Origin of the sequence: Amycolatopsis sp. PS_44_ISF1 (assembly GCF_032335455.1) — a bacterium.
Taxonomy (GTDB): Bacteria; Actinomycetota; Actinomycetes; order Mycobacteriales; family Pseudonocardiaceae; genus Amycolatopsis.
Genome location: NZ_JANUXO010000003.1, coordinates 153522 through 177301 on the forward strand (window position 1 = coordinate 153522; position 23780 = coordinate 177301).

18 protein-coding genes are annotated in these 23780 nt (G+C 72.4%); 13 read left to right on the forward strand and 5 right to left on the reverse strand.

The features are described 5' to 3' along the window. Nucleotides 1-31: 31 nt before the first annotated feature. From NYF13_RS27070 to NYF13_RS27080, 3 genes are all read left to right on the forward strand, one after another. On the forward strand, nt 32-973 hold the full coding sequence (locus tag NYF13_RS27070) for an ABC transporter ATP-binding protein (RefSeq protein ID WP_315660571.1): 942 nt from the start codon (nt 32-34) through the stop codon (nt 971-973). Then, the gene (locus NYF13_RS27075) at nt 973-1776 is read left to right on the forward strand and encodes an ABC transporter permease (protein WP_315660573.1); all 804 of its coding nucleotides are present in this window, start codon (nt 973-975) and stop codon (nt 1774-1776) included. Before NYF13_RS27070 ends, NYF13_RS27075 begins: the two co-directional genes overlap by 1 nt. 148 nt (nt 1777-1924) lie before the next feature. Beyond that, a complete protein-coding gene (locus tag NYF13_RS27080) occupies nt 1925-2767 on the forward strand; it encodes an ABC transporter permease (protein WP_315660575.1) in 843 nt (280 codons plus the stop codon). A gap of 21 nt (nt 2768-2788) precedes the next feature. Here the strand turns inward: NYF13_RS27080 and NYF13_RS27085 are convergent, their stop codons facing one another. Then, nucleotides 2789-4237, reverse strand: coding sequence for a S8 family serine peptidase (locus tag NYF13_RS27085; RefSeq protein ID WP_315660576.1), 1449 nt, complete (start codon nt 4235-4237; stop codon nt 2789-2791). Between the two features lie 517 nt (nt 4238-4754). Between NYF13_RS27085 and NYF13_RS27090 the strand changes: the two genes are divergently transcribed. The 5 genes from NYF13_RS27090 (at nt 4755) to proB (ending at nt 11938) form a co-directional block, all read left to right on the forward strand. Beyond that, a complete protein-coding gene (locus tag NYF13_RS27090; RefSeq protein WP_315660577.1) occupies nt 4755-8411 on the forward strand; it encodes a translation initiation factor IF-2 N-terminal domain-containing protein in 3657 nt (1218 codons plus the stop codon). A gap of 182 nt (nt 8412-8593) precedes the next feature. Then, nucleotides 8594-8908 (forward strand): 50S ribosomal protein L21, encoded by a 315-nt coding sequence (gene rplU / locus NYF13_RS27095; RefSeq protein WP_315660578.1) that lies wholly within the window; start codon nt 8594-8596, stop codon nt 8906-8908. Nucleotides 8909-8957: 49 nt separating this feature from the next. After that, nucleotides 8958-9221 carry a 50S ribosomal protein L27 gene (gene rpmA, locus NYF13_RS27100; RefSeq protein WP_315660579.1) on the forward strand — a complete coding sequence of 88 codons (264 nt, stop codon included), beginning with the start codon at nt 8958-8960 and terminating at the stop codon, nt 9219-9221. A 114-nt stretch (nt 9222-9335) separates the two neighbouring features. Next, nucleotides 9336-10832 (forward strand): GTPase ObgE, encoded by a 1497-nt coding sequence (gene obgE, locus NYF13_RS27105; RefSeq protein ID WP_315660580.1) that lies wholly within the window; start codon nt 9336-9338, stop codon nt 10830-10832. Beyond that, nucleotides 10829-11938 carry a glutamate 5-kinase gene (proB, locus tag NYF13_RS27110; RefSeq protein WP_315660582.1) on the forward strand — a complete coding sequence of 370 codons (1110 nt, stop codon included), beginning with the start codon at nt 10829-10831 and terminating at the stop codon, nt 11936-11938. The genes obgE and proB overlap by 4 nt, the downstream gene beginning before the upstream one ends. A gap of 17 nt (nt 11939-11955) precedes the next feature. Here the strand turns inward: proB and NYF13_RS27115 are convergent, their stop codons facing one another. The 4 genes from NYF13_RS27115 to NYF13_RS27130 form a co-directional block, all read right to left on the reverse strand. Continuing rightward, on the reverse strand, nt 11956-13929 hold the full coding sequence (locus tag NYF13_RS27115; protein ID WP_315660583.1) for a glycoside hydrolase family 31 protein: 1974 nt from the start codon (nt 13927-13929) through the stop codon (nt 11956-11958). Between the two features lie 239 nt (nt 13930-14168). Further along, nucleotides 14169-15896 (reverse strand): arginine--tRNA ligase, encoded by a 1728-nt coding sequence (gene argS, locus NYF13_RS27120; RefSeq protein ID WP_315660584.1) that lies wholly within the window; start codon nt 15894-15896, stop codon nt 14169-14171. A 68-nt stretch (nt 15897-15964) separates the two neighbouring features. Beyond that, entirely contained in the window at nt 15965-17299 is a 1335-nt protein-coding gene (locus NYF13_RS27125; RefSeq protein WP_396287721.1) for an MFS transporter, read from the reverse strand. 512 nt (nt 17300-17811) lie between these two features. After that, nucleotides 17812-19920, reverse strand: coding sequence for a RecQ family ATP-dependent DNA helicase (locus NYF13_RS27130; RefSeq protein WP_315660586.1), 2109 nt, complete (start codon nt 19918-19920; stop codon nt 17812-17814). A 334-nt stretch (nt 19921-20254) separates the two neighbouring features. On the opposite strand from NYF13_RS27130, the gene nadD reads away from it, so the two are divergent. From nadD to NYF13_RS27155, 5 genes are read left to right on the forward strand one after another with little or no spacing between them, the layout of a single operon-like run. Next, on the forward strand, nt 20255-20830 hold the full coding sequence (nadD, locus tag NYF13_RS27135) for a nicotinate-nucleotide adenylyltransferase (RefSeq protein ID WP_396287752.1): 576 nt from the start codon (nt 20255-20257) through the stop codon (nt 20828-20830). Between the two features lie 54 nt (nt 20831-20884). After that, complete coding sequence (rsfS, locus tag NYF13_RS27140; protein ID WP_315660589.1) at nt 20885-21295, forward strand: ribosome silencing factor; 411 nt, start codon at nt 20885-20887, stop codon at nt 21293-21295. Then, the gene (locus NYF13_RS27145; protein ID WP_315660590.1) at nt 21292-21906 is read left to right on the forward strand and encodes a histidine phosphatase family protein; all 615 of its coding nucleotides are present in this window, start codon (nt 21292-21294) and stop codon (nt 21904-21906) included. Before rsfS ends, NYF13_RS27145 begins: the two co-directional genes overlap by 4 nt. 3 nt (nt 21907-21909) lie before the next feature. Next, nucleotides 21910-22632: a diglucosylglycerate octanoyltransferase gene (octT, locus tag NYF13_RS27150; protein ID WP_315660591.1), complete on the forward strand. Its 723-nt coding sequence runs from the start codon at nt 21910-21912 to the stop codon at nt 22630-22632. A 4-nt stretch (nt 22633-22636) separates the two neighbouring features. Then, nucleotides 22637-23485 (forward strand): DegV family protein, encoded by an 849-nt coding sequence (locus tag NYF13_RS27155; RefSeq protein WP_315660593.1) that lies wholly within the window; start codon nt 22637-22639, stop codon nt 23483-23485. Nucleotides 23486-23780 lie beyond the last annotated feature (295 nt).

Here is a 23780-nt window from a genome sequence, read left to right on the forward strand (position 1 = left end):
ACTGTCGGTGTCCCGTCCTAGGGTCTTCGGTGTGGGAGACACAGCGACAGAGCCGCCACTGGTCCAGGCCAAGGCACTGGTGAAGCGGTTCGGTGACTTCGAAGCGGTCCGCGGGATCGACGTGGAGGTGCGCCCGGGCGAGGCGTTCGGCTTCCTGGGGCCGAACGGCGCCGGGAAGTCCTCGACCATGCGGATGATCGCCTGCGTTTCGCCGCGCACCGACGGCGAACTGCGGGTGCTGGGCCTGGACCCGGACGTGTCCGGTCCGCGCGTCCGCGCGCGGCTGGGCGTGGTGCCGCAGGAGGACAACCTCGACCTCGAGCTGACCGTGCGGCAGAACCTGCACATCTACGGCCGGTACTTCGGGCTGTCCCGGGCGCACGTGCGGCGCAAGGCCGAGGAGCTGATGGAGTTCGCGCAGCTCACCGACCGGGCGGAGAAGCCGGTCGACTCGCTGTCGGGCGGGATGAAGCGCCGGCTCACGATCGCCCGCTCACTGGTGAACGACCCGGAGCTGCTGCTGCTCGACGAGCCCACCACCGGGCTCGACCCGCAGGCCCGCCACCTGCTGTGGGACCGGCTGTTCCGGCTCAAGGCGCAGGGCACCACGCTGATCGTCACCACGCACTACATGGACGAGGCCGAGCAGCTCTGCGACCGCCTGGTGGTGATGGACGCCGGCCGGATCGCCGCCGAGGGCTCGCCCGCGGAGCTGATCGCGCGGTACTCCACCCGGGAGGTGGTCGAGCTGCGGTTCCCGGCGGGGGAGCAGGAGGCGGCGGCGAAGCGGGTCGAAGACCTGGCCGAGCGGGTCGAGGTGCTGCCCGACCGGGTGCTGCTCTACACCGGAGCGGGGGAGGACGCGCTGGCCCGCGCCCACGAGCGGGGCCTGCGGCCGCTGTCCAGCCTGGTCCGCCGCAGCTCGCTGGAGGACGTGTTCCTCCGGCTCACCGGCCGGACGCTGGTGGACTGATGACCGCATCCGCAACCGGCCGCGTGGTCGGCCGCTGGCACGGCGCGTGGCTGCGCGTCGAGGGCCACTGGACCTGGTACCGGCGCTACTGGCTGGCCACGCTGTACTCCACCGGGCTGCAGCCCGTGCTGTTCCTGGCCGCGATGGGCCTGGGCTTCGGCTCCCAGGTCCAGGCGGGCCCGGCCACCGGCGGCCTGCCCTACCTGCAGTACGTGGCGCCGGCCCTGCTCGTGGCCGGCTCGGCCCAGATGGGCGTGGCCGATTCGAGCTACCCGGTGCTGTCGGGGTTCAAGTGGCAGAAGGACTACCTGGCGGTCACGGCCACCCCGGTCTCCCCGGGTCAGGTGCTCGGCGGCCACCTGATCTGGACCACGCTGAAGCTCTCCCTGGCCGGCTCGATCTACGCGCTGATCGCGGTGTTCTTCGGCGCCTGGGTGAACTTCGGCGCACTGGCGGTGATCCTCGCCGGCACCCTGACCGGCCTGGCCTGCACCACCCCGATGGCCGCACTGGCCGCGAAGACCTTCGACGAGGGCACCCGCTTCGGCCTGATCTTCCGCTTCGTGGTCATCCCGATGACGCTGTTCTCGGGCACCTTCTTCCCGATCACCCAGATCCCGCTGTACCTGCGCTGGCTCGCCTGGATCTCCCCGCTGTGGCACGGCACCCAGCTCTCCCGGGCGGTGACCCTCGGCGGCGTCGGCGTCTGGCCCGCGCTCGGCCACGCGGCCTACCTGACCGCGCTGGTGGCGGTCGGCTGGGCGCTGGCCCACCGCTACTTCGGCCAACGGCTGGTGAACTGATGCGCCGCCCGCCCGGTTTTCCCCCACGCCCGTCCCGAGCCCCGGATCGTGGGTGGCCAGGATGGCCGGAACCGTCCTCGTCACGCACCGCCCTGCACGCGCAGCCTCCGGTCTCGGCCCCGCGCCCGTACCGAAAGCCGGTGACCCCATGACCCTGTTCGAAGCCCCGGAGTTCGCGGCGCCGGCCCGGCGCGGCCTGATGCTGCGCGTCCTGCCCCCGGGCCTCTACAGCGGCCGGGCCGGAGCGCTGGTCGAACGGGCGCTCACGGTCTACCGCCGCTCCTGGATGATCCTGCTGTCCGGGGCCCTGGAGCCGCTGTTCTACCTGCTCGCCTTCCAGGTCGGCTTCGGACGGCTGGTCACCAGCGTGCCGGGTCCGGACGGGCGGCCGATGAGCTACGTCGCCTTCGTCGCGCCCGCCCTGCTGGCGTCCTCGGCGATGAACGGCGCCGTCTTCGAGTCGACGTACAACCTGTTCTTCAAGCTGCGGTACGCGAAGACCTACGACGCCATGCTCGCCACCCCGGTCGGCCCGCTCGACGTCGCTCTCGGCGAGATCGGCTGGTCCATGCTGCGCGGCGGCATCTACTCGGTCGCGTTCATGGCCGTCACCGGCGCGATGGGACTGCTCACCTCGTGGTGGGCGCTGCTGCTCCTGCCGGTGTCGCTGCTGGTGTCGTTCGCCTTCTCGGCCATCAGCATCACGCTGGTCAGCTTTCTGAAGTCGACCTCGCAGTTCGACTACATCCAGCTCGTGCTGATGCCGATGTTCCTGTTCTCCACCACGTTCTTCCCGCTGTCGGTCTACCCCACGGCGATCCAGTGGGTGGTGCGCTGCTTCCCGCTCTACCACGGCATCGAGCTGATGCGCGGGCTCGCCACCGGGATCCTGTCCTGGAGCCTGCTCGGCAACCTCGCCTACCTGCTGGTGCTGGCCGGCCTCGGCGTCTGGGGCTCCACGAGGAGGATCACCAAGCTCCTGCTCACCTGAATCCCCCGGTCGCCGGGGAGCTCAACGGGAGACGGGATCGGGCGGCCCGGCCGCGGGCGGCTGCACCGCGGCGAGCGCGTCGGTCAGTCCGTGGCCGTAGAAGCCGTTGTAGCTGTCGTAGCCCGCGCAGTACGCGTCCTGCGCGCCGTCGCCGGTGAGGTCGTAGTCGTCCGGGCAGGGCAAGGGCGAGGACCCGGCTTCCAGGTCGCGGCGCAGGCTCGCGGGGGAGGCGGCCGGGTGCACGGACTTCAGCAGGGCCAGCACCCCGGCCACGTGCGGTGCCGCCATCGACGTGCCGCACAGCGGCGCGTACCCGCCCGGCACCGTGGACAGCACGCACTGGCCGGCGTCCCCGCCGGGAGCGGTGACATCGACCACGCCGAGGCCGTACGAGCTGTAGCCGGTCTTCACCCGGTCCGCGCCGACGGCGGAGACCGCCACCACGTCACGCAGCCCGGCGGGCAGCGCCTCGCACCGGCCGGGGGCGGAGGGCGTGCCCGAGGGCGCCGAAGGGGCCAGGTCGACGGCCTCGTTCGTCGCCGCGGCGACGTTCAGGGTTCCCGCCGCCGTCGAGTACTCCACCGCCCGCGCCAGCACCTCGTGCACCACGCCGCGGTCGTCGCCGCGCACGCACGAGAGCGACCACGGGTTCACGAACCAGCTGCTGTTGGTCACCGGCAGGTGGTGCGCCGCCGACCACATCAGACCGCAGACCGCCGCCTCCGGGTCGGCGTTGCCGCGGTCGTCGATCACCTTCACCGACGCGATCCGCACGCCGGGCGCGACTCCGGTGACCCCCCGGCCGTCGTCGGCCGCCGCGATGACGCCGGCCACGTGCGTGCCGTGCACCGAGGTGGTGGGCTGCCAGGCCTCGGGCCGCGGGTCGGGGGCACCGGTCAGGCAGCCCGCGGAGTCCGCGGGGTCGATCGCGGCCGCCAGGTCGGGGTGCAGCGGGTCGACGCCGGAGTCGAGCACGCCCACCACCACGTCACGACGGCCCTCGGTGATCCGGTGCGCCGCCGGGGCGTTGATCGCGCGCATGTCCCACTGCCCGCCGGACCGGTCGCCGGACGGCACCCGCGCCGGATCGGTCGGGGCGAGCCGGGCGGGCGCCGGCGACGGCGAAGCCGGGTCGATCCCACTCGCCCGCTGCGCCGCCAATCTGGTCCCTTGCGCGCTGAATGCCCGGTCTGCCCCGATTTTCGCGGTGAACTTCGCTTCCGCCGACGTGGCCACCGCCACAGCGATCTGCGGGTAGTACACGGTCGTGTCACCGCAGGCCGCCGCAACCTGCCGGCGCGCGTCCGGTTCGGCCGTGCCGCGGTCGAACGCCACGACGTAGCGCAGGGACCGGCCCGCGGACTCGCAGGAGCCGCCGTCCGAGGCCGCGGCCGGGACGGCGGCGAGGCACCCGGAAAGGGCCACCACGGTGCACACGGCCACCTTCAGCGGCCGCGCCAGCAGGGACACCGGACCTCCCACCGGACGCAGGGAACGCGGGGCGCCACGACGTCGTGCGCACGCGGGCCCGAGGCGCACGGTAGCCACCCCGCGGCACCGCGACAAGCGGCCCGCCCAAGTTCGCCCGGGCGCATGAGCGCGGCACGCCCGGCTGCCTGCGTGGGGCACCGAGTACACCGGGTGCACACCTCGGTGTGGGATACTCACCTCGGCCGCTTCGGCGACGGGCACCCTGCCCGGAGCTTGAGCGGCCCGGTGGAGTGCCGGACCGGCACCACGTGCGTCGCCCCCGGGAGGCCGGGCAGCTCGACGTCGTGGTGGGTGGCCTGCGGGGTTGCGAGCCAGACCGGCGCACCGCCGAGCAGACCTTGCCGTGCGCGTCCCGCCGACCGGTGGACCGCACGGCTGTTGGCAAGGATTCCCGGCGGTGGACTCCACCTGGCGGGCACGAAACAGAAAGGGCCCCTGCGCGGCCGCGTCGTCACCGGTGTTCACCGGCCGACGCGCCCGGGGGCGGAGGAGAAACATGCCGAACGCGGATACACCCGCCGATCAGACCGGCGGGAACACCGCCGCACCCGCCACCAGTCCGCTGGGGGAGCTGCCACCGCGCCTGCGGGTGCACGCCCTGGCGAAACTGCTGGGCTCGAACAGCCGCGACATCCTGGCCAAGCTGGCCGAGATGGGGGAGGCCCCGCGCAGCGCGCAGTCCAGCGTGACCCGCGAGGTCGCGATCCGCCTCGCCGAGGCGCTCTCCGGCGACGCCGCCCAGGAAGGCGGTCCGGCCACCCCGGAAGCCGCCCCGGCCCCGGCCGCCACATCCCCCGCTGCTGAACCCTCAGCCGCGGCATCCCCGGCCGCCGAGACGGGCACCGCTCCGGTCACCGGTATCGCTCCGGCCACTGTGACCACCCCGGCCGAATCTCCGGCCGCCAGGACCGGTGCCGCCCCGACTTCCGGTGCCGCGCCGACCTCCAGTGCCGCGCCGACCACCGACGCCATTGCTGCCACCTCGGCCGCCGGAGTCACCCCGGCCGCCGGAACCACCTCGGCCGCCGGAACCACCTCGGCCGCCGAAGCCACCCCAGCCGCCGAGACCGCCGGGACTCCCGCCGCCGAGGCGCCCGCCAAGTCCGGCGGCCGTCGAGCCGTGCGCCGTGGCGCCACCCGTAAGGCGGGCCAGCCGTCCGCCGTGGACCAGGCCGCCGGGGACCAGGCCGCCGAAGAGCAGACCACCCAGCCGCAAACCGGCACCCAGCCGCAAACCGGCACCCAGCCGCAAACCGGCACCCAGCCGCAAACCGGCACCCAGCCGCAAACCGGCACCCAGCCGCAAACCGGCACCCAGCCGCAAACCGGCACCCAGCCGCAAACCGGCACCCAGCCGCAAACCGGCACCCAGCCGCAAACCGGCACCCAGCCGCAAACCGGCACCCAGCCGCAGACCGGCACCCAGCCGTCCGCCGCCACCCCGTCGGTCCCCGAACCGCCGACCGGTACCCGGCAGGCCGCTGACCAGCAGGGCACCGGCCGTCCGGAGGCCGAAGCAGCCGCCGGTGAGCAGGCGGAGCGTCCTACCGGCCGCCGCAAGCGCCCGGTCCACGTGCCGGTGTTCGCCGCGCCGTCGCCGGTCTTCCTGCCGCCCGAGGCCGAGACCGAGACGGAGGCCTCCCCGGCCAGGCGGTCCAAGCCGGCCCCGGTCTTCGGCGGGCCCGAGGCGCCGGCCGACGAGGATCAGGCCGAGGACCAGGCTGAAGACACCGACGAGCGCGACGACCGTGACAACCGCGAGGACGACGACAGCGATGAGGCCGCCGGTCGCCGTCGCCGTCGTCGTGGCCGCCGGGGCCGTGGCCGCGGTAAGGGCGGCGACGAGGGCTCGGGCGAGGGCGAAGACGACTCGGCCGACGAGCATCCGGAACGTCCGCAGGGCCGCAAGCGCGGTCGCGGCGGCGACACCGAGGACGACAAGCACGCCGAGGCGGAGAGCACCGGCGCGGCCGAGTCCGAGGACAGCTCCGACAGCGACTCCGACCACGATTCCGACGGTGAAGGCGGCAACAAGCGCCGCCGTCGCCGTCGCCGCCGCAAGGGCGGGGACGACGACAGCTCCGACGGCTCGGGCAGCGACGACCCGCCCAACACCGTCACCCACGTCCGCCAGGCCAAGGCCGAGCAGCCGCCCAGCGAGCGCCCGGCGCGCGACGAGGTGCGCAGCGTCCGCGGCTCGACCCGGCTGGAGGCCAAGCGCCAGCGCCGCCGGGACGGCCGCGAGGCCGGCCGCCGCCGCGCGCCGATCCTGTCCGAGGCCGAGTTCCTGGCCCGCCGGGAGTCGGTCGAGCGCACCATGGTCGTCGCCGAGAAGGGCGACTCCACGCAGATCGGCGTGCTCGAGGACGGCGTGCTGGTCGAGCACTTCGTGACCTCCTCGGGCACCGGTTCGATCGTCGGCAACGTCTACCTCGGCCGGGTGCAGAACGTGCTGCCCAGCATGGAGGCGGCGTTCATCGACATCGGCCGTGGCCGCAACGCCGTGCTGTACGCCGGCGAGGTCGACTGGGACGCGGCCGGGCTCGAAGGCAAGGCGCGCAAGATCGAGCAGGCGCTCTCCACCGGCGACAGCGTGCTGGTGCAGGTCACCAAGGACCCGGTCGGGCACAAGGGGGCCCGGCTGACCACGCAGATCTCGCTGCCCGGCCGCTTCCTGGTCTACGTGCCGGCCGGCGGGGCCACCGGCATCTCCCGCAAGCTGCCGGAGAACGAGCGGCGCCGGCTCAAGGACATCCTCAAGCGGATCGTCCCGGAGGACGCGGGCGTGATCATCCGCACCGCCTCCGAGGGCATCGCCGAGGAGGAGCTCGACCGCGACGTCCGCCGGCTCAAGGCGCAGTGGGACGTGATCAAGGAGAAGGCCGGTTCGGGCCCGCCCAAGAAGGGCGGCGCGCCGACCATGCTCTACGAAGAGCCCGACCTGCTGGTGAAGGTCGTGCGCGACCTGTTCACCGAGGACTTCGTCAAGCTCGAGGTCCAGGGCGGCCGGGCCTGGGACACCATCCACTCCTACGTGGAGCACGTGGCGCCGGACCTGATCGGCCGGCTCAAGCGCTACACCGGCACCGGCGACGCGTTCTCCGACCACCGGATCGACGAGCAGATCACCAAGGCCCTCGACCGCAAGGTCTGGCTGCCCTCGGGCGGCTACCTGGTGATCGACCGCACCGAGGCGATGACCGTCATCGACGTCAACACCGGCAAGTTCACCGGTTCGGGGGGCAACCTCGAGGAGACGGTGACCCGCAACAACCTGGAGTCGGCGGAGGAGATCGTCCGCCAGCTCCGGCTGCGGGACATCGGCGGCATCATCGTGATCGACTTCATCGACATGGTGCTGGAGTCCAACCGCGAGCTGGTGCTGCGCCGGCTGACCGAGTGCCTCGGCCGGGACCGCACGCGCCACCAGGTGGCCGAGGTCACCTCGCTGGGCCTGGTCCAGATGACCCGCAAGAAGATCGGCACCGGGCTGCTCGAGGCGTTCTCGACGCCGTGCGAGCACTGCAAGGGCCGCGGCGTGGTCGTCTCGACCGAGCCGCAGCGCACCGGTGGCGGCGGCAACGGCGGGAGCAACGGCGGGGGGAACACCAACGGCCACAACCACGGCGGCGGCGAGGGCAAGGGCTCCCGTCGTTCGCGCGGGGGCCGCGGCAAGGGCGAAGACGTCCAGCCGCACGTCGAGCCCAAGGCCGAGGCGGCCCCGCCGGCCCCGACGCCGGAGCAGCGCGAGTCCGTGGTGACGGCGGTCCAGGCCATGGCCCAGGCGGCGAAGGTCGCGGCGGTCAGGCCGGAGCACGAGGAGCACGCTCCCGAGCTCACCGACACCGCCGAGACGCCCGAGGTGTACGAGACCGCCCCCGCGGTCCCGGAGCCCGCCACGGAGGTGGCCGGCCAGCCGGTCACCAGCCCGGCCGACGAGGTCGAGGTGCCGCAGGAGGAGCCGGTCGTGGAGTCCACGCCGGAGCCCGAGCCGGCCGAGGAGCCGGTGACCCGCCCCGGGACTCCGGCCGGGACGGACCGGTCCGCCGAGCCCGAGGCCGCGGCCCCGGCCGGGCGGGCCCCCCGGCGGCGCCCGCGCCGCGCGGCTTCGCGTCCCGCCGGTCCGCCGGTGGGCGCCCCGGGACAGAGCTGAAAGACCACGTAGGGGACCCCGGTGTCCATCCACCGGGGAACCTCACGTAACCTGTAGTACGGCCTGCCACCAGAGCAGGTCGCTGCGCGAGTACCTGGACCGCCGCCACGGCGGGCCGTCCGCGCCAGCCCCCATCCGAATGCCCAGTAGTTACCGGGCCGAGATCAACGCAGGAGACTTCCGTGTCGGCGTACGCGATCGTCAAGACCGGCGGCAAGCAGTACAAGGTGGCCGTCGGCGACGTCGTCGAGGTCGAGAAGCTCGAGGGCGAGCCGGGCACCGAGCACATCCTCCCCGCCGTGCTGTTCGTCGACGGTGGCGAGGTCACCACGGACGCGGACGCGTTGGCGAAGGTCTCGGTCACCGGCAAGGTCGTCGAGCAGACCAAGGGTCCGAAGATCCGGATCCACAAGTTCAAGAACAAGACCGGCTACCACAAGCGCCAGGGTCACCGGCAGAAGCTGACCCGCGTCGAGGTCACCGGTATCTCCCTGTAGTTCGCCGGATCTTCGTCAGACTGAAACTTTCGCAAGAAGGGCTTTCCGCATGGCTCACAAGAAGGGTGCGTCCAGCTCCCGCAACGGTCGCGACTCCAACGCCCAGCGGCTGGGCGTGAAGCGTTACGGCGGCCAGGAAGTCAACGCCGGTGAGATCCTGATCCGTCAGCGTGGCACCAAGTTCCACCCCGGCGTGAACGTCGGCCGTGGTGGCGATGACACGCTGTTCGCCCTCGCCGCCGGTGCGGTCGAGTTCGGCACGAAGCGTGGCCGCAAGACGGTCAACATCGTGCCCGCGTCCGTCGACGCCTGATCCAGGCTTTTCGACACGCACGATTCTTCGAACGAGGGGTGGAGCCGGAATATCCGGCCCCACCCCTCGTTCGTCTTGTCCGGTAGCTTTTTCGCGAGTGAAGAGAGGCATGTCATGGCGTCCCGGTTCGTGGACCGCGCGGTGATCCACCTGACCGCCGGCGACGGTGGGAACGGCTGTGCCTCGGTGCACCGCGAGAAGTTCAAGCCGCTCGGCGGCCCCGACGGGGGCAACGGGGGCAACGGGGGCGACGTCACCCTGGTCGTCGACCCCAACGTGCACACCCTGCTCGACTTCCACTTCCGCCCGCACGCCCGCGCCGGCAACGGCAAGATGGGCCAGGGCAGCAACCGCAACGGCGCCGCGGGTGACGCGCTGGAGATGCACGTGCCCGCCGGTACCGTGGTGTTCACCGAAGACGGCGAGCTGGTCGCGGACCTGGTGAACACCGGCACCACGTTCGTCGCCGCCCAGGGCGGGCGCGGCGGCCTCGGCAACGCCTCGCTGGCGTCCAAGGCGCGCAAGGCCCCCGGGTTCGCGCTGCTCGGCGAGCCGGGGGAGAGCCGCAACCTGGTGCTGGAGCTGCGCTCGGTGGCCGACGTCGGCCTGCTCGGCTTCCCCTCCGCGGGCAAGTCCTCGCTGATTTCGGTGCTGTCCGCGGCCAAGCCGAAGATCGCCGACTACCCGTTCACCACGCTGGTGCCGAACCTGGGCGTGATCACCGCCGGAGCCACCGCGTTCACCATGGCCGACGTGCCCGGACTGATCCCCGGCGCCTCCGAGGGCAAGGGCCTGGGCCTGGACTTCTTGCGCCACATCGAGCGCTGCGCGGTGCTGGTGCACGTGGTCGACTGCGCCACCCTGGAGCCGGGCCGCGACCCGCTGTCCGATGTGGACGCGCTGGAGGCCGAGCTGGCCAAGTACACCCCCGGCCTCGGCGGCAAGCTCGACCAGCGGCCGCGAGTGGTCGTGCTGAACAAGATCGACGTGCCGGAAGCGGCGGAGCTGGCCGAGTTCGTCCGCGCGGACTTCGAAGCTCGCGGGCTTCAGGTGTTCGCGGTGTCGACGGCTTCGCGCAAGGGCCTGCGGGAGCTCACCTTCGCGCTGTCGAAGGTCGTCGAGGAGCACCGCGAGGCGCAGCCGGTGCTGGAGGCCGAGCGGATCGTGCTGCGGCCGATGGCTGTGGACGAAAGCGGGTTCACCGTCGAGGCCGATCCCGAGGAGGCGGGCGCGTTCATCGTCCGCGGCTCCCGGCCCGAGCGCTGGATCCGCCAGACCAACTTCGCCAACGACGAGGCCGTCGGCTACCTCGCCGACCGGCTCAACCGGCTCGGCGTCGAAGACAAGCTGGCCAAGCTCGGCGCGCGGCCGGGCAGCCCGGTCACGGTCGGCGACGTGCAGTTCGAGTGGCAGCCCTCGACCCCGGACGTTCACGTGCACCTGTCCGGGCGCGGCACGGACGTGCGGCTGGAGCGCAACGAGCGCATCGGCGCGAGTGACCGCAAGGAGGCCCGCCGGATCCGCCGGGACGGGCCGGACGGCGGCGAAGACCTCGAAATCCCGGCGTCCGAGACCGGCCCGGATGAGGATCCGGTGGAGCGGGACCGGTGAGCGGTACCCGCCAGGAGATCGCCGAGGCCCGGCGGCTGGTGGTCAAGGTCGGGTCCTCGGCCCTGACCACGGCGGGCAGCGGACTCGACGTGACCAGGCTGGACGCGCTGGTCGACGCCATCGCCGCCCGCGTGGCCCGGGCGGCGCAGATCGTCCTGGTCTCCTCCGGCGCGATCGGCGCGGGCCTCGCGCCGCTGTCTCTGGGCAAGCGCCCGCGTGACCTCGCGACGCAGCAGGCGGCGGCGAGCGTGGGGCAGTTGCAGCTGGCGCACGCGTACACCGAGTCGTTCGGCCGCTATTCGCTGACCGTCGGGCAGGTGCTGCTGACCTCAGACGACGTGGTGCGCCGCGCGCACTACCGCAACGCGCAGCGCACGTTCTCCCGGCTGCTCGCGCTCGGCGCCGTGCCGGTGGTGAACGAGAACGACACCGTGGCCACTCAGGAGATCCGGTTCGGCGACAACGACCGCCTGGCCGCACTGGTGGCCCACCTGATCGGCGCCGACGCGCTGGTCCTGCTGTCCGATGTGGACGGACTGTACGACGGCGACCCGCGCGACGGCGCCACCCGCCGGATCGCCGAGGTGCTGAGTGAGTCCGATGTGGACGGTATCAGCGTCGGCATGTCGTCCTCCGGCCTCGGCACGGGCGGCATGGTCTCGAAGCTGGCCGCCGCCCGCACCGCCGCCGGCGCGGGCATCCCGGTGCTGCTGGCCGCCGCCGCGGACGCGGCCGCAGCCCTCGGCCCGGCGGACGTCGGCACGGCCTTCGCCCCGGCCGACACCCGCCTGTCCGCGCGCCGTTTCTGGCTGGGCTACGCCACCGACGCCTCCGGCCGCCTCCGCCTCGACGACGGCGCGGTGACGGCCATCGTGCGCCGCCGCCGCTCCCTGCTGGCCGCCGGGATCACCGGCGTCGAAGGCGAGTTCCAGGCCGGTGACGTGGTGGACCTGGTGGACGCCGGGGACACCGCGGTGGCTCGCGGGGTGGTCGCCTTCGACTCGGGCGAGTTGCCCGCCCTGATCGGCCGCTCCACCCCCGAACTGCCCGCGGAGTTCCGCCGCGAGGTCGTCCACGCCGACGACCTGGTGCCGCTGCGCCGCTGACCGCGGGCCGGCCGGGGTCAGCGGGTGAGGGTGGCGATCAGGCCGGTCCAGCCCGGGGCGCCGATCCGCACGAACAGGGGCGCGGTGTCCAGCGGCACCGGGTAGCCGTGCAGCGTGCGCCCACCCACCTCGACCCGCTTGGTGCGGGGGTCGAACCACAGCCCGGCGGGCAGCGTGACGTCCCGGGTGGTGCCGGCGGTGAGCATCGGGGCGGCCAGCACGGCGGGGCCGAGCATCCACTCGTCGTCGATCGTGTCGAAGCGGTGATCGGCGGGGAAGTCGAAGTACACCGGCCGCATGATCGGGGTGCCGTCCTGGACCGCCCGCTGCACCTGCGTCTTCAGGTAGCCCGCCAGCTTCGCGTGGGTGCGGACCGCGTCGGCGTACAGCTTCGCCGTGTCCGGGGGGTAGACGACGGTCTTGCCCGTCGTGGTGTCGACCGTGGTCACCGGCGAGGTGGACGCGTACATCAGCGGCATCAGCGAAGCGGCCTGGGCCCAGCGGATGAGCACCTCGCGGGTGGGCGGCGGCATGCTCTCCGAACCGCCGATCATGTCGGTCTCGACGAAGGGGTAGCCGTCGGTCGAGATCGCCGTCGCGCGGCGCACGGAGGTGCGCAGGCCGTCCCAGGTGGTGTCCGCGTCGACCGCGCGGATCACGAAGCCGTAGCGCTGGTTGCCCCAGTGCGTGCGGATGCCCGCGCCCTGCTGGTCGAACGCGTCGGTCATGTCCGCACCGAGCTTCTGGTAGTCCCGCGGGGTCAGGGTGCCGGTGGTGGCGCACCGGTCGTCGAAGAAGCGGGTGTCGAACTTGAAGCCGTCGACGCCGTAGTCGGTCATCAGCTTGCGCAGGTTGCCGGTGTACCAGTCGCGGGCCTGCGGGTTGCCGAGGTCGATGATGCCCGCGGTGCCGTTCCACCAGGTCACCGTGCACGGGGTGGTGGTGCTGCCCTTGGCGTGCACCAGGTAGCCGTGGTCCCGGGCGTAGGCGTAGTTGGCCGAGTCGAGGTTGATCCAGAACGTGGTCCACAGGCCGAACTTCTGGCCCATGGCGTGGATGTCGTCGGCCAGCTTCTTCGGGTCCGGGAAGGTCTTCGAGTCGAAGGTCAGGTTGCCGTAGTTCGACTCCCACTTGTCGTCGAGCTGCACGGTGTGCCCGGCCACGCCCGCCTTCTTCAGGTCCCGCGCCCAGGAGAGCACCTTGGCCTGGTCGATGTCGCGGTAGTACTGCGCCCAGGAGTTCCACAGTGGACTTTTGAACTCGGCGTCGGAAGCGTCGCTCTTGGCGGGCTTGCCCACTTCGCCGATGTAGTCGTCGTACACCGCTCGCCGGGTCGACTCGACGAAGACCGTGCTCGAGTACTCCGCGGAGTTCGTGACGGTCAGGTCGGCGCGCCCGCCGGCCAGCGCGACCTTCATCGGCTGCGCGGTGCGGACGTAGAGCCCCACCGACTTCGAGGTGAAGAAGTACGGCTCCTGCATCATGTAGCTGGCGGGGGAGAACTCCGGCTCGTCGACCACTCCGGCGGAGAGCGGGTACGGCTGGGGCTTGCCCTCAGTGGTCTCGCCGCCGCCGTACCAGTGGCCGGAAGTGGCCAGGTCGAAGTGGGTCGCCCGCTGCCCGGCGGCGAGCCCGCCGACCGTCCAGCTCAGGTCGAACCGGTCCGCGTGCGGGGTGACCCGCAGGGTCACCGGGCGGCCCGCGGTGCTGTCGGCCTCGGCGACGATGGCCGCGCCGTCCCGCGAGACCGACCGGACGCGGGTCGCCACCCCGCCGTCGAAGGTGAACGCGTCGGCCGCGGTGCGCAGCAGCGGCTCGCCGCCACGCGAAACGCTGATGCCCAGCCGCGCGGTGTCGATGCGTAGCTGGTAGCCGGGGGAATCGGGGCCCCGCGGCACCGAGACGGACGAGAGCGAATCTGCGGCGGCAGGAGTCGCGATGGTCCCGGCCAGGACCAGCCCGGCTGCCGCGTACGCCAGTCGTCGATGCACTTGAGCCTCCCGAAATGCAAGATCGTGCTCGTTGGCAGCTTGTAATGTGCAGTAATAAGCACACAGGCTGGACCGGTTTGTCAAGGTACTGGCGTCATCGGACCGGTTTCCGGCCGCCTGCGAACCGGCGCGGAGTGCCCGTCGCTTCGTGACATGGGCGGACGGCTCGGCGTCTCCGGGGCCCGACCCCCGGCCTGTATCGAAGCGTCACGCTTTCGCCGAGCCCGGCCAGTCATGGCTCAGAGTCGGCGCGGCGCCTCGATGCCGAGCAGATCGAGCCCGAGTACCAGCGTCCGCGCAGTGAGGGTGGCCAGCTGGACCCGTGAAGCGCGCAGCTCTGGTGTCGCGGCGGCGAGGACCGGACACTGTTCGTAGAAGCGCGAGAAGGTCACGGCCGTCTCGTACAAGTAGGCGCACAGCTTGTGCGGCGCGTACCCCGCCATGGCGGCGCGGAAAGCCTCACCGAAGCGAAGCAGCGAGAGGGCCAGCGCGCGTTCGGCCGGCTCGCCGAGCAGCACGGGCGCCTCCGCCGGCTGCGCACCGGCCTTGGCCAGGATCGACTCGATCCGCGCGTGCGCGTACTGCAGGTAGACCGAGGTGTTGCCGTCCTTGGCCAGCATCCGGTCCCAGGCGAACACGTAGTCGTGCTCGCGGTCGCCGGAGAGGTCCGCGTACTTCACCGCGCCGATGCCCACCGCCCGCGCCACCTCGCGCTGCTCGCCCGCGTCCAGTTCGCTGCGCTCGGCGACCACGGCCGCGGCCTGCCCGACGGCCTCTTCGAGCAGGTCGGCGAGCTTGGTCGTCTCGCCGGCGCGGGTGCGCATCACCTTGCCGTCCGCGCCGAGCACGGAGCCGAACCCGATGTGCTCGGTGCGGACGCCGTCGAGCCAGCCCGCCGCGCGGCCGACGGCGAACACCATGGCGAAGTGCTGGGCCTGCGGGGTGCCGACGACGTAGAGCAGGTCGGTCGCGCCGCGCTCGGCCGTCCAGTACTTCGCGGTGGCCAGGTCCGTGGCCGCGTAGCCGTAACCGCCGTCGCGCTTGCGCACGATCAGCGGCAGCCGGTCGCCTTCGCGGTTGTGGAAGCCTTGCGGGAAAACGCATACGGCGCCGTCGCTGACCTCGGTGAGACCGTCGGCCGCCAGCTCGTCGACCACCTTGGCCAGGTACGGGTTGTAGAAGCTTTCGCCGTAGATGTCGGCGTCGGTGAGCGTGACGGCGAGCTGGCGGTAGACCTCGTTGAAGTGCCGTGTCGATTCGTCGACCAGCTCCTGCCAGACGGCGAGCGTCCCGGCGTCGCCGCCCTGCAGCTTGACCACGCGCTCGCGGGAGCGCGTGGCGAACGCCTCGTCGGAGTCGAACTTGCGGCGCGCGGCCTGGTAGAACGCGTTGAGATCGCCGATGCCGCTGGGCCCGGTGGGCGGCTCGTCCAGCAGGTGCTCGATCAGCAGGCCGAACGGGGTGCCCCAGTCGCCGAGATGGTTGTGCGGCAGCACTTCGTGGCCCGCGAAGCGCAGCAGCCGCGCGATCGCGTCGCCGATCACCGAGGAGCGCAGGTGCCCGACGTGCATCTCCTTGGCCACGTTCGGACTGCTGTAGTCGAGCGCGATGCGGCGCGGTCCGGCCACGGGCGCGACCCCGAGCCGCTCGTCACCGACCAGCGCGCAAACGCTTCGCTCCAGCCATTCCCGGCGCAGGACGAAGTTCAAGAAGCCGGGCCCGGCCACCTCCGGCGGCTCCGCGACCCCCGCGAGGTCGAGGTTCGCCACGATCAGCGCGGCGACCTCACGCGGTGGCCGGCCGAGCCGTTTGCCCAGGCTCATGGCGAGGTTGCACTGGTAATCGACGCCTTCGCGGGCGGACACGGTGATCAGCGCGTCCTCCGGCGCGAGCTCGACGCCCAAGGCGCGGTGGAGGGCGTCCACGACGCGTCGGGCCAGTTCCTCGCTCACCTCAGTCGCCTGCATGGTGTCCCTCCTTCACGTGGGTCGGATCGCCGTAGCCTAACGACCCGCATCACGCCGGAACGACCGCATTACCGCAGCTCAGTGCCGTTGGTCTCGGGCATGCGCAGGATGACGAAGAACGCGATGGCGGCGGCGACCGCGACGTAGGAGAAGAACGCTACCGAAGCACCGCTCGCGGACAGCGCGCTCAGCACGAGTGGCGCGGTGCCGCCGAAGACGGCCACGGTGAGGTTGTACCAGGCGCCGATGCCCAGCCCGCGCAGTTCGGTCGGGAACAGCTCGCTCATGAGGGCCGGCGCCAGCGAGGTCATCGCCGTGTAGAGCACGAGCCCGACGCAGAACACCACGAGCACCCCGCCCAGCCCCGGCCGCACCAGGTAGGACAGCGGCACGATCACCACCGCCGTCACCCCGGACCAGACCAGCAGCTGCGGCCTGCGCCCGAAGCGGTCGGCGAGCATGCCCATCGGGTACTGCAGCGCGACGAAGAGGGCAGTGGCAAGAGAAAGCGCGAGGAACGCGTCGACATCGCCGACCCCGCGGGTCTTCACGGCGAAGGACGTGAGCGCGCTGAAGAACGTGTAGTAGCAGAGCGTCGAAAGCATGGTGAAGCCGACGAGCTGCCCGACCGCCTTCGGGTGCTGGGTCAGGGTGGTCCGAAGTGGACGTTCGACTCGCTTGGCCGCGCCCTTGTTCGCCTCGAACAGCTCGGTCTCGGCCAGGCTCCGGCGCAGCCACAGCCCGACCAGCCCGAGCACCCCGCCCAGCAGGAACGGGATCCGCCAGCCGTACGAGGTCAGCTGTGCCTTGTCCATCGTGCGCGCCAGCACGAACCCGAGCACGGTCGCGACCAGCACGGCCGAACCGGTGGCGAGGTAGAAGAACGAGGAATACCGCCCACGCCTGCGCGGCGGGGCGATTTCCCCGAGGTAGGCCGACGCGTTCGAAACCTCCCCGCCGAGCGAAAGCCCTTGCGCCACCCGGGCGAGCAGCAACAGGACCGGCGCGAGCCACCCCACCTGCGCGAACGTCGGCAGCACCCCGATCGCCACCGACCCGCCCGCCATCAGCACGATGGTGAGGATCATCGCGGGCTTGCGCCCGTGCACGTCGGCGAACCGCCCCAGCAGCACCCCGCCGAGCGGCCGGAAGAAGAACGCCAGCGCGTAGGTGCCGAAGGTGTTGATCAACGCGAGAGTTTCGTTGCCAGAGGGGAAGAACGCCCCGGCGAAGTAGATGCTGAAGGTCGCGTAGACCGTCCAGTCGAACCATTCGAGCGCATTACCTGCACTGGCGGCGAACAGCTTCCGCACCGGCAGCCGGTGCCGCGCCCGAACCCCCGCCCCGCCCGTCGCATCCGTAGCACCCGTCGCATCCGTCGAGTCCGTTGTCGGTCCGGCCATGGCGACCTCCACGTGCGGGAATGGGGAACGGCACTCTGCCAGAAACCTCCCGGAACCGGTAGCTCCGCGCGGGATTTCCAGCGGCACGCCGCGACCGGCCGTCAAGGAGCCGCCCGGTCACGCCAACTCGGCCACCCCCGGCCCCGCCACGTTCAGCCTCGCCCGGTCCGGCTCTGACCTCGCTACGTCCAGCCTCGCCCGGTCCGGCTCTGCCCCGCCACGTCCGGCCAGCCACGCCAGCCCGGTCACGCCCAGTCCGGCTCTGCCCCTGCCGCGTTTAGCCTCGCCAGGTCCGGCTCTGCCCCGCCACGTCCGGCCCCGCCCGGTCCGGCTGTGCCACGTTCAGCCCCGCCCGGTCTGCCTCCCGTCACGTCCGCCCGGCCACGCCAGCCCCGTCACGCTAAGTCCGGCTCACCCAGCCGAACCTCGCTCACCCCGGCCGGTCCCAGTCCGTTCCGTCTGCGGCCGTCCTCGATCCGGTCCGGTCGCTTTCGCCGCCGGTTCCGCCTCGCTCAAGCCGTGCTGGCCAGCGCGAACGGCAGCACCCCCTTCGCCCCGGCCTGGCGCAGCAGGCGGGTGGCCAGGGTGACCGTCCACCCGGTGTCGATCACGTCGTCGACGAGCAGGATCGGCCCGCCGGCCGCAGCCACGCGGGTGGCGACCTCGTCCGGCAGGCTGAGCCGGCGCCACAGATCGGCGAGCCGCTGCGCGCTGTTCGCCTGCCGCGGTGGTGGCCCGGCCGATTCCAGCGAGCCCAGGAACTCCAGCCGTCCGATCTCGGCCAGCTTCGTGGCCAGGCTGTGCGCCAGCCGCGGGCGGGTCACCGACGGCACCGCCACCACCGCCACCGGCCGCTCCGCCCATTGCCAGCCCGCCAGCACCTTCACGCAGGCCTGGAACACACCCTCGGGTACCTCGGTGTCCGCCGCGCCCGGTCCCAGCAGCTCACGCAGCCGCGAGCCCCAGCCCACATCGGTCAGCCGGCCCAGCACCTGACCCGGCTCGGCCTGCTCGCCCGCCGCGATCCGGCCCGACAGCGGCACGTCGAGGCCGCTCATCCCGCTCGGCCACTGCTTGCGCGCGGACACCGCGACGCCCGGCCGGTCCAGGCGTTCGCGCGTCGCGCCCGCGACTTCCTCCGACACCGAGGTGTCCCAGTGCTGCCCCGTGCAGTTGTCGCACCGGCCGCACGGCGCGGCGTCCGGGTCGTCGAGCTGGCGGCGCAGGTACTCCATCCGGCAGCCGGTGGTCGCGAGATAGCCGAGCATCGCGTCCTGCTCGGCCGTGCGCGCGGAGCTCACCCTCGCGTACCGCTCGCGGTCGTACTCCCACGGCTGCCCGGTGCTCTCCCAGCCGCCGCGCACCCGGCGCACGGCGCCGTCGACGTCCAGCACCTTCAGCACCATCTCCAGCCGGGAGCGCGACAGCTCCACCGTCGGCTCCAGGGCCGCTGTCGAAAGTGGACGGTCGGCGTACGCCAGCGACTCCAGCACCTGCGAGACCCGCAGCTCGTCCGGGAACGCCAGCGAGCCGAAGTACGCCCAGATGGCCCGGTCCTCGCGTCCCGGCAGCAGCACGACCTCGGCCCGCTCGACCCCGCGCCCGGCGCGCCCGACCTGCTGGTAGTACGCGATCGGCGAGGACGGCGCGCCCAGGTGCACCACGAATCCCAGGTCCGGCTTGTCGAACCCCATGCCCAGGGCCGAGGTCGCGACCAGCGCCTTGACCCGGTTGCCCAGCAGGTCGTCCTCCGCGGCCTGCCGGTCGGCCGGGTCGGTCTTGCCGGTGTAGGCCGCGACCGGGTAGCCCCGCTCGCCCAGTAGCGCCGCCACGTCGTGGGCCGCCGCGACGGTGAGCGTGTAGATGATCCCGGACCCGGGCAGCTCCGCCAGGTGCTCGGCGAGCCAGGCCAGGCGGGCCTGGTCGGTGGGCAGCTCCGCCACCGCCAGCCGCAGGCTTTCCCGGTCGAGCGGGCCGCGCAGCACGAGCGTGTCGCCGCCGTTGCCGATGCCCAGCTGATCGGCCACGTCGGTGGCGACGCGGTCGTTCGCTGTCGCGGTGGTGGCCAGTACCGGCACGCCGTCGGGCAGCTCACCCAGCAACGTGCGCAGGCGCCGGTAGTCCGGCCGGAAGTCGTGGCCCCAGTCGGAGATGCAGTGCGCCTCGTCGACCACCAGCAGGCCGGCGCTCGCGGTGAGCTTGGGCAGCACGGTGTCGCGGAAGTCCGGGTTGTTCAACCGCTCGGGGCTGACCAGCAGCACGTCGATCTCGCCCGCGACCACGGCGGCCTGCACCTGGTCCCACTCCTGCGCGTTCGCGGAGTTGATCGTCGCCGCCTGGATCCCGGCGCGCGCGGCGGCCGAGATCTGGTTGCGCATCAGCGCGAGCAGCGGCGAGACGATCACGGTCGGGCCCGCGCCCTGCTCCCGCAGCAGCGCCGTGGCCAGGAAGTACACGGCCGACTTGCCCCAGCCGGTGCGTTGCACGACGAGCGCGCGCCGGTGGTGCGCGACCAGGGCCTCGATCGCCGTCCACTGGTCCTCGCGCAGTTTCGCGTTGTCGCCGGCGAGCGCGCGGAGCAGGGTGTCGGCGCGTTCGCGCAGGGCTTCGGTGGTGTCCACGTCCCCGGTCTACCCCATCCCCCCGACAGATCGGGAGCCGGTGGTGACGTGAGCGGACCGTTCACCCACCGTATTGTGACGCCAATCACTACTGGTACTCACGTAAGGCCGTACGGGTTCGTCACTCTCCTGGGTGGCCGGTCCTTCTCGGGGGAGGAGACGGGTCGCCCGGCGATGGACCCCCTTGACCGCCGGGAGCGGAGCGCGGCCGGCCCCACCGGGGGGCGGGGAGGCCGGCCGCGCGCCGCGTAGGGGACATCGCAGCGCAGCGGCAGGACTACGCGCGCCCGCGCGTATAGGCTCGGGTGCTATGTCACCACGCCGCATCGGGGTCATGGGCGGCACTTTCGACCCTGTGCACCACGGCCACCTCGTCGCGGCCAGTGAGGTCCAGTCGCGCTTCGCCCTGGACGAGGTCATCTTCGTGCCCACCGGCCAGCCGTGGCAGAAGACCGCGCGCCGCATCACCCGTGCCGAGGACCGGTACCTGATGACGGTGATCGCCACCGCGTCGAACCCGGTGTTCTCGGTCAGCCGCGTGGACATCGACCGCAGCGGCCGGACCTACACCGTGGACACGCTCCGGGACCTGCACGAGGAGTACCCGGACGACCAGCTGTTCTTCATCACCGGCGCCGACGCGCTGGAACAGATCCTCACCTGGCACAAGGCCGACGAGCTGTTCGACTTCGCGCACTTCATCGGCGTCACGAGGCCCGGCTACCGGCTCAACTCCCGGCACCTGCCCAGCGGGAAGGTCAGCCTGGTCGAGGTGACGGCCATGGCCATCTCGTCCACCGCGTGCCGCGAACGGGTGGAGGGCGGGGAGCCGGTCTGGTACCTCGTGCCCGACGGCGTGGTGCGCTACATCGCCAAGAAGGACCTCTACCGCAAGGACCAGGGTGAGTGATCGAAGGCGCCCGGGTACCCTCGTCGGGCATACCCCGAATCCCGAAGGAGCATTGTGGCAGCGACGTCCCAGGCACGAGAGCTGGCCGTGGCGGCCGCACACGCGGCAGCCGACAAGAAGGCCAGCGACGTCGTCGTGCTGGACGTGTCCGACCAGCTCGTGATCACCGACGCCTTCGTGATCGCCTCCGCGCCCAACGAGCGCCAGGTCGGCGCGATCGTCGACAACGTCGAGGAGCAGCTGAGGATCGGCGGGCACAAACCGGTCCGCCGCGAGGGCGCCCGGGAGGGCCGCTGGGTCCTGCTCGACTACGTCGACGTGGTCGTGCACGTCCAGCACCAGGAGGAGCGCTCGTTCTACGGCCTGGAGCGGCTGTGGAAGGACTGCCCGCGCATCGAGGTCGAGGGTCTCGACCAGCCCCCGGCCGAAGAAGCCGACGACGACGCGGACGGCCTGGACACGTGAGCCCCCGACGGCTGCTCCTCTGGCGCCACGGCGAGACCGACTACAACGCCGCCGGCCGCATGCAGGGGCACCTGGACTCCGCGCTGACCCCGGTCGGCTGGAATCAGGCGCGGTTCGCCGTCCCCGCCCTCGCGCGGTTCGCCCCGGACCTGGTGATCGCCTCGGACCTGCGCCGCGCGACCGACACCGCCACCGTGCTGACCGAGGCCGTCGGCGTCCCGCTGCGCATCGACAAGCGGCTGCGCGAGACGCACCTGGGCGAGTGGCAGGGGATGACCGGGCCCGAGGTCGACGCCGCCTACCCCGGCGAGCGGGACCGCTGGCGGACCGACGCGGCCTGGGCGCCCCCCGGCGGGGAGTCGCGGGTGGACGTCGCCGGGCGCGCGGGCGAGGTCGTCAACGACCTGCTGCAGCCGAACTCCGACGTCGGCGACGCGGTGCTGCTCGCCTCGCACGGCGGCCTGATCGTCGCGCTCACCGCGAAGCTGCTGGAGCTGCCGGTCGGGATCTGGCCGTCGCTGGGCGGCATCATGAACTGCCATTGGGTGGAGCTGGGCCGCCGTGACGGCAAGTGGCGGCTGCACGCGTACAACGCGGGCATCACCGGCTGACCGATGTCGCCACACCTGCTCGTCTTCGGGGATTCACTGAGCTTCCACGGTCCCGAAGGACCTTGTCCCGCGGACGAGCCGCGCCTGTGGCCGAACGTCGCCGCCACCGGTCTGGGCGGTCGATCGGACCTGGTCGCGGGCATCGGCTGGACCGCCCGCGACGTCTGGTGGGCGCTGACCGGGGATCCGCGCGTGTGGGCCGACCTGCCCCGGGTCGACGTCGTGGTACTCGCGATCGGGAGCATGGACACCCTGCCCTCGCCACTGCCGACCTACCTGCGCACGGGGCTGCGCTACCTGCGGCCGGACGGCGTGCGCCGGGTTGTCCGGGGTGCTTACCTCGCCGCGCAGCCGAAGCTCTCCATCGCGCTGCGTGGCCGTCCGGCGGTCCTGCCCGCGAAGCTGACGGTGCACTACCTCGACCAGGCGGTGATCGCGTTGCGCGCACTGCGGCCGGACCTGCCGATCTTCGGAATGCTGCCGTCGGTGCACCGCGCTGACGCGTACGGCGGCGTACACACCGCGCGTCCGGGCGCGGAGACGGCGATGGCCTCGTGGTCCGCGCGGGCCGAAGTCCCGCTGCTCGACCTCGCCGGTGTCGTCGGCGAGCACGTGCTGAGCGGCGCGGGCAACCCGGACGGCATGCACTGGGGCTGGGCCGGCCACGCGGCGGTCGGCGCGGCGATGGCGGAACTGATGGCCCCGGCGCTGAGCGACGTAGGCTGACGGCGTGTCGGTCGCCGTGGTCACGGACTCCACCGCCCACCTGCCCGAAGGCTTCGCCGAACGGCACGCGGTACGGGTGGTGCCCCTGCACGTCCTCGTCGACGGCGCGGTTTCCCTGGACGGCGAGGAAATGGGCCCGATCGCGCTCGCGGAGGCGCTGGGGGAGCGCAAGATCGTCACCACGTCGAGGCCGACGCCGGCCGAGTTCGCCGCCGAGTTCCGCGCGGCGCTGGCCGCGGGCGCGGATTCGGTGGTGTCCGTGCACCTCTCCCGGGAGCTGTCGGGCACCTGGGAGGCCGCGGTGCTGGCGGCCCAGGAGGTCGGCCAGGACCGCGTGCGCGTGGTCGACTCGCGCACCACGGCGATGGGCCTGGGTTTCGCCGCGCTGCACGCCGCGGCCCTGGCCGCCGACGGTGGTTCTCCGGCCGCGGTCGAGGCCGCCGCCGTCGACGCCGCCCGGCGGTCGTCGACGCTGTTCGTCGTGGAGACCCTCGAACACCTCCGTCGCGGCGGCCGGATCGGCCCGGCGGCGGCGCTGCTGGGCACCGCGCTGGCGGTGAAACCGGTGCTGCACATGGCCGATGGCCGCATCCTGCCCCTGGAGAAGGTCCGCACGATGAACCGCGCGATGGGCCGCCTGGTGGAGCTGGCCGTCCAGGCCGCGGGCGACGGACCGGTCGAACTGGCCGTGCACCACCTCGCTTCCCCGCAACGCGCCGTCGAACTGGCGAACCGGCTGGAGGAGAAGATCCCGGGCTGCTCGGGCGGGTGCGTCGTTTCGGAGGTCGGCGCGGTGATCGGCGCGCACACCGGACCGGGCGTGCTGGGTGTGGTGGTTCAGCGGGCTTCTTAGTGAAGCCCGCTTGCCTATGTGACCGTTCGGTTCGCCTCTCATCACGACTGGTCTGCCCTAGACAGCCCGCTCCTCACCACAACAAGTCGGCCACTGGCCCGCAGCCGCCCGGTGCCCGGCCGAAACCCGGGCCACGCCGATCCGGACCGCCACCCCGGAACCCGCTGACCAGTTCCGCGCGGCGGCGTCGAGTCACTGCAGTCAAGCCGTCCTGCCGTGGTCCACCCGCATCCACCGGCAAAGCCCCGGCCGTCGAGCCTCTCACCCCACACCGACAAAAACCGCACCCGAACCC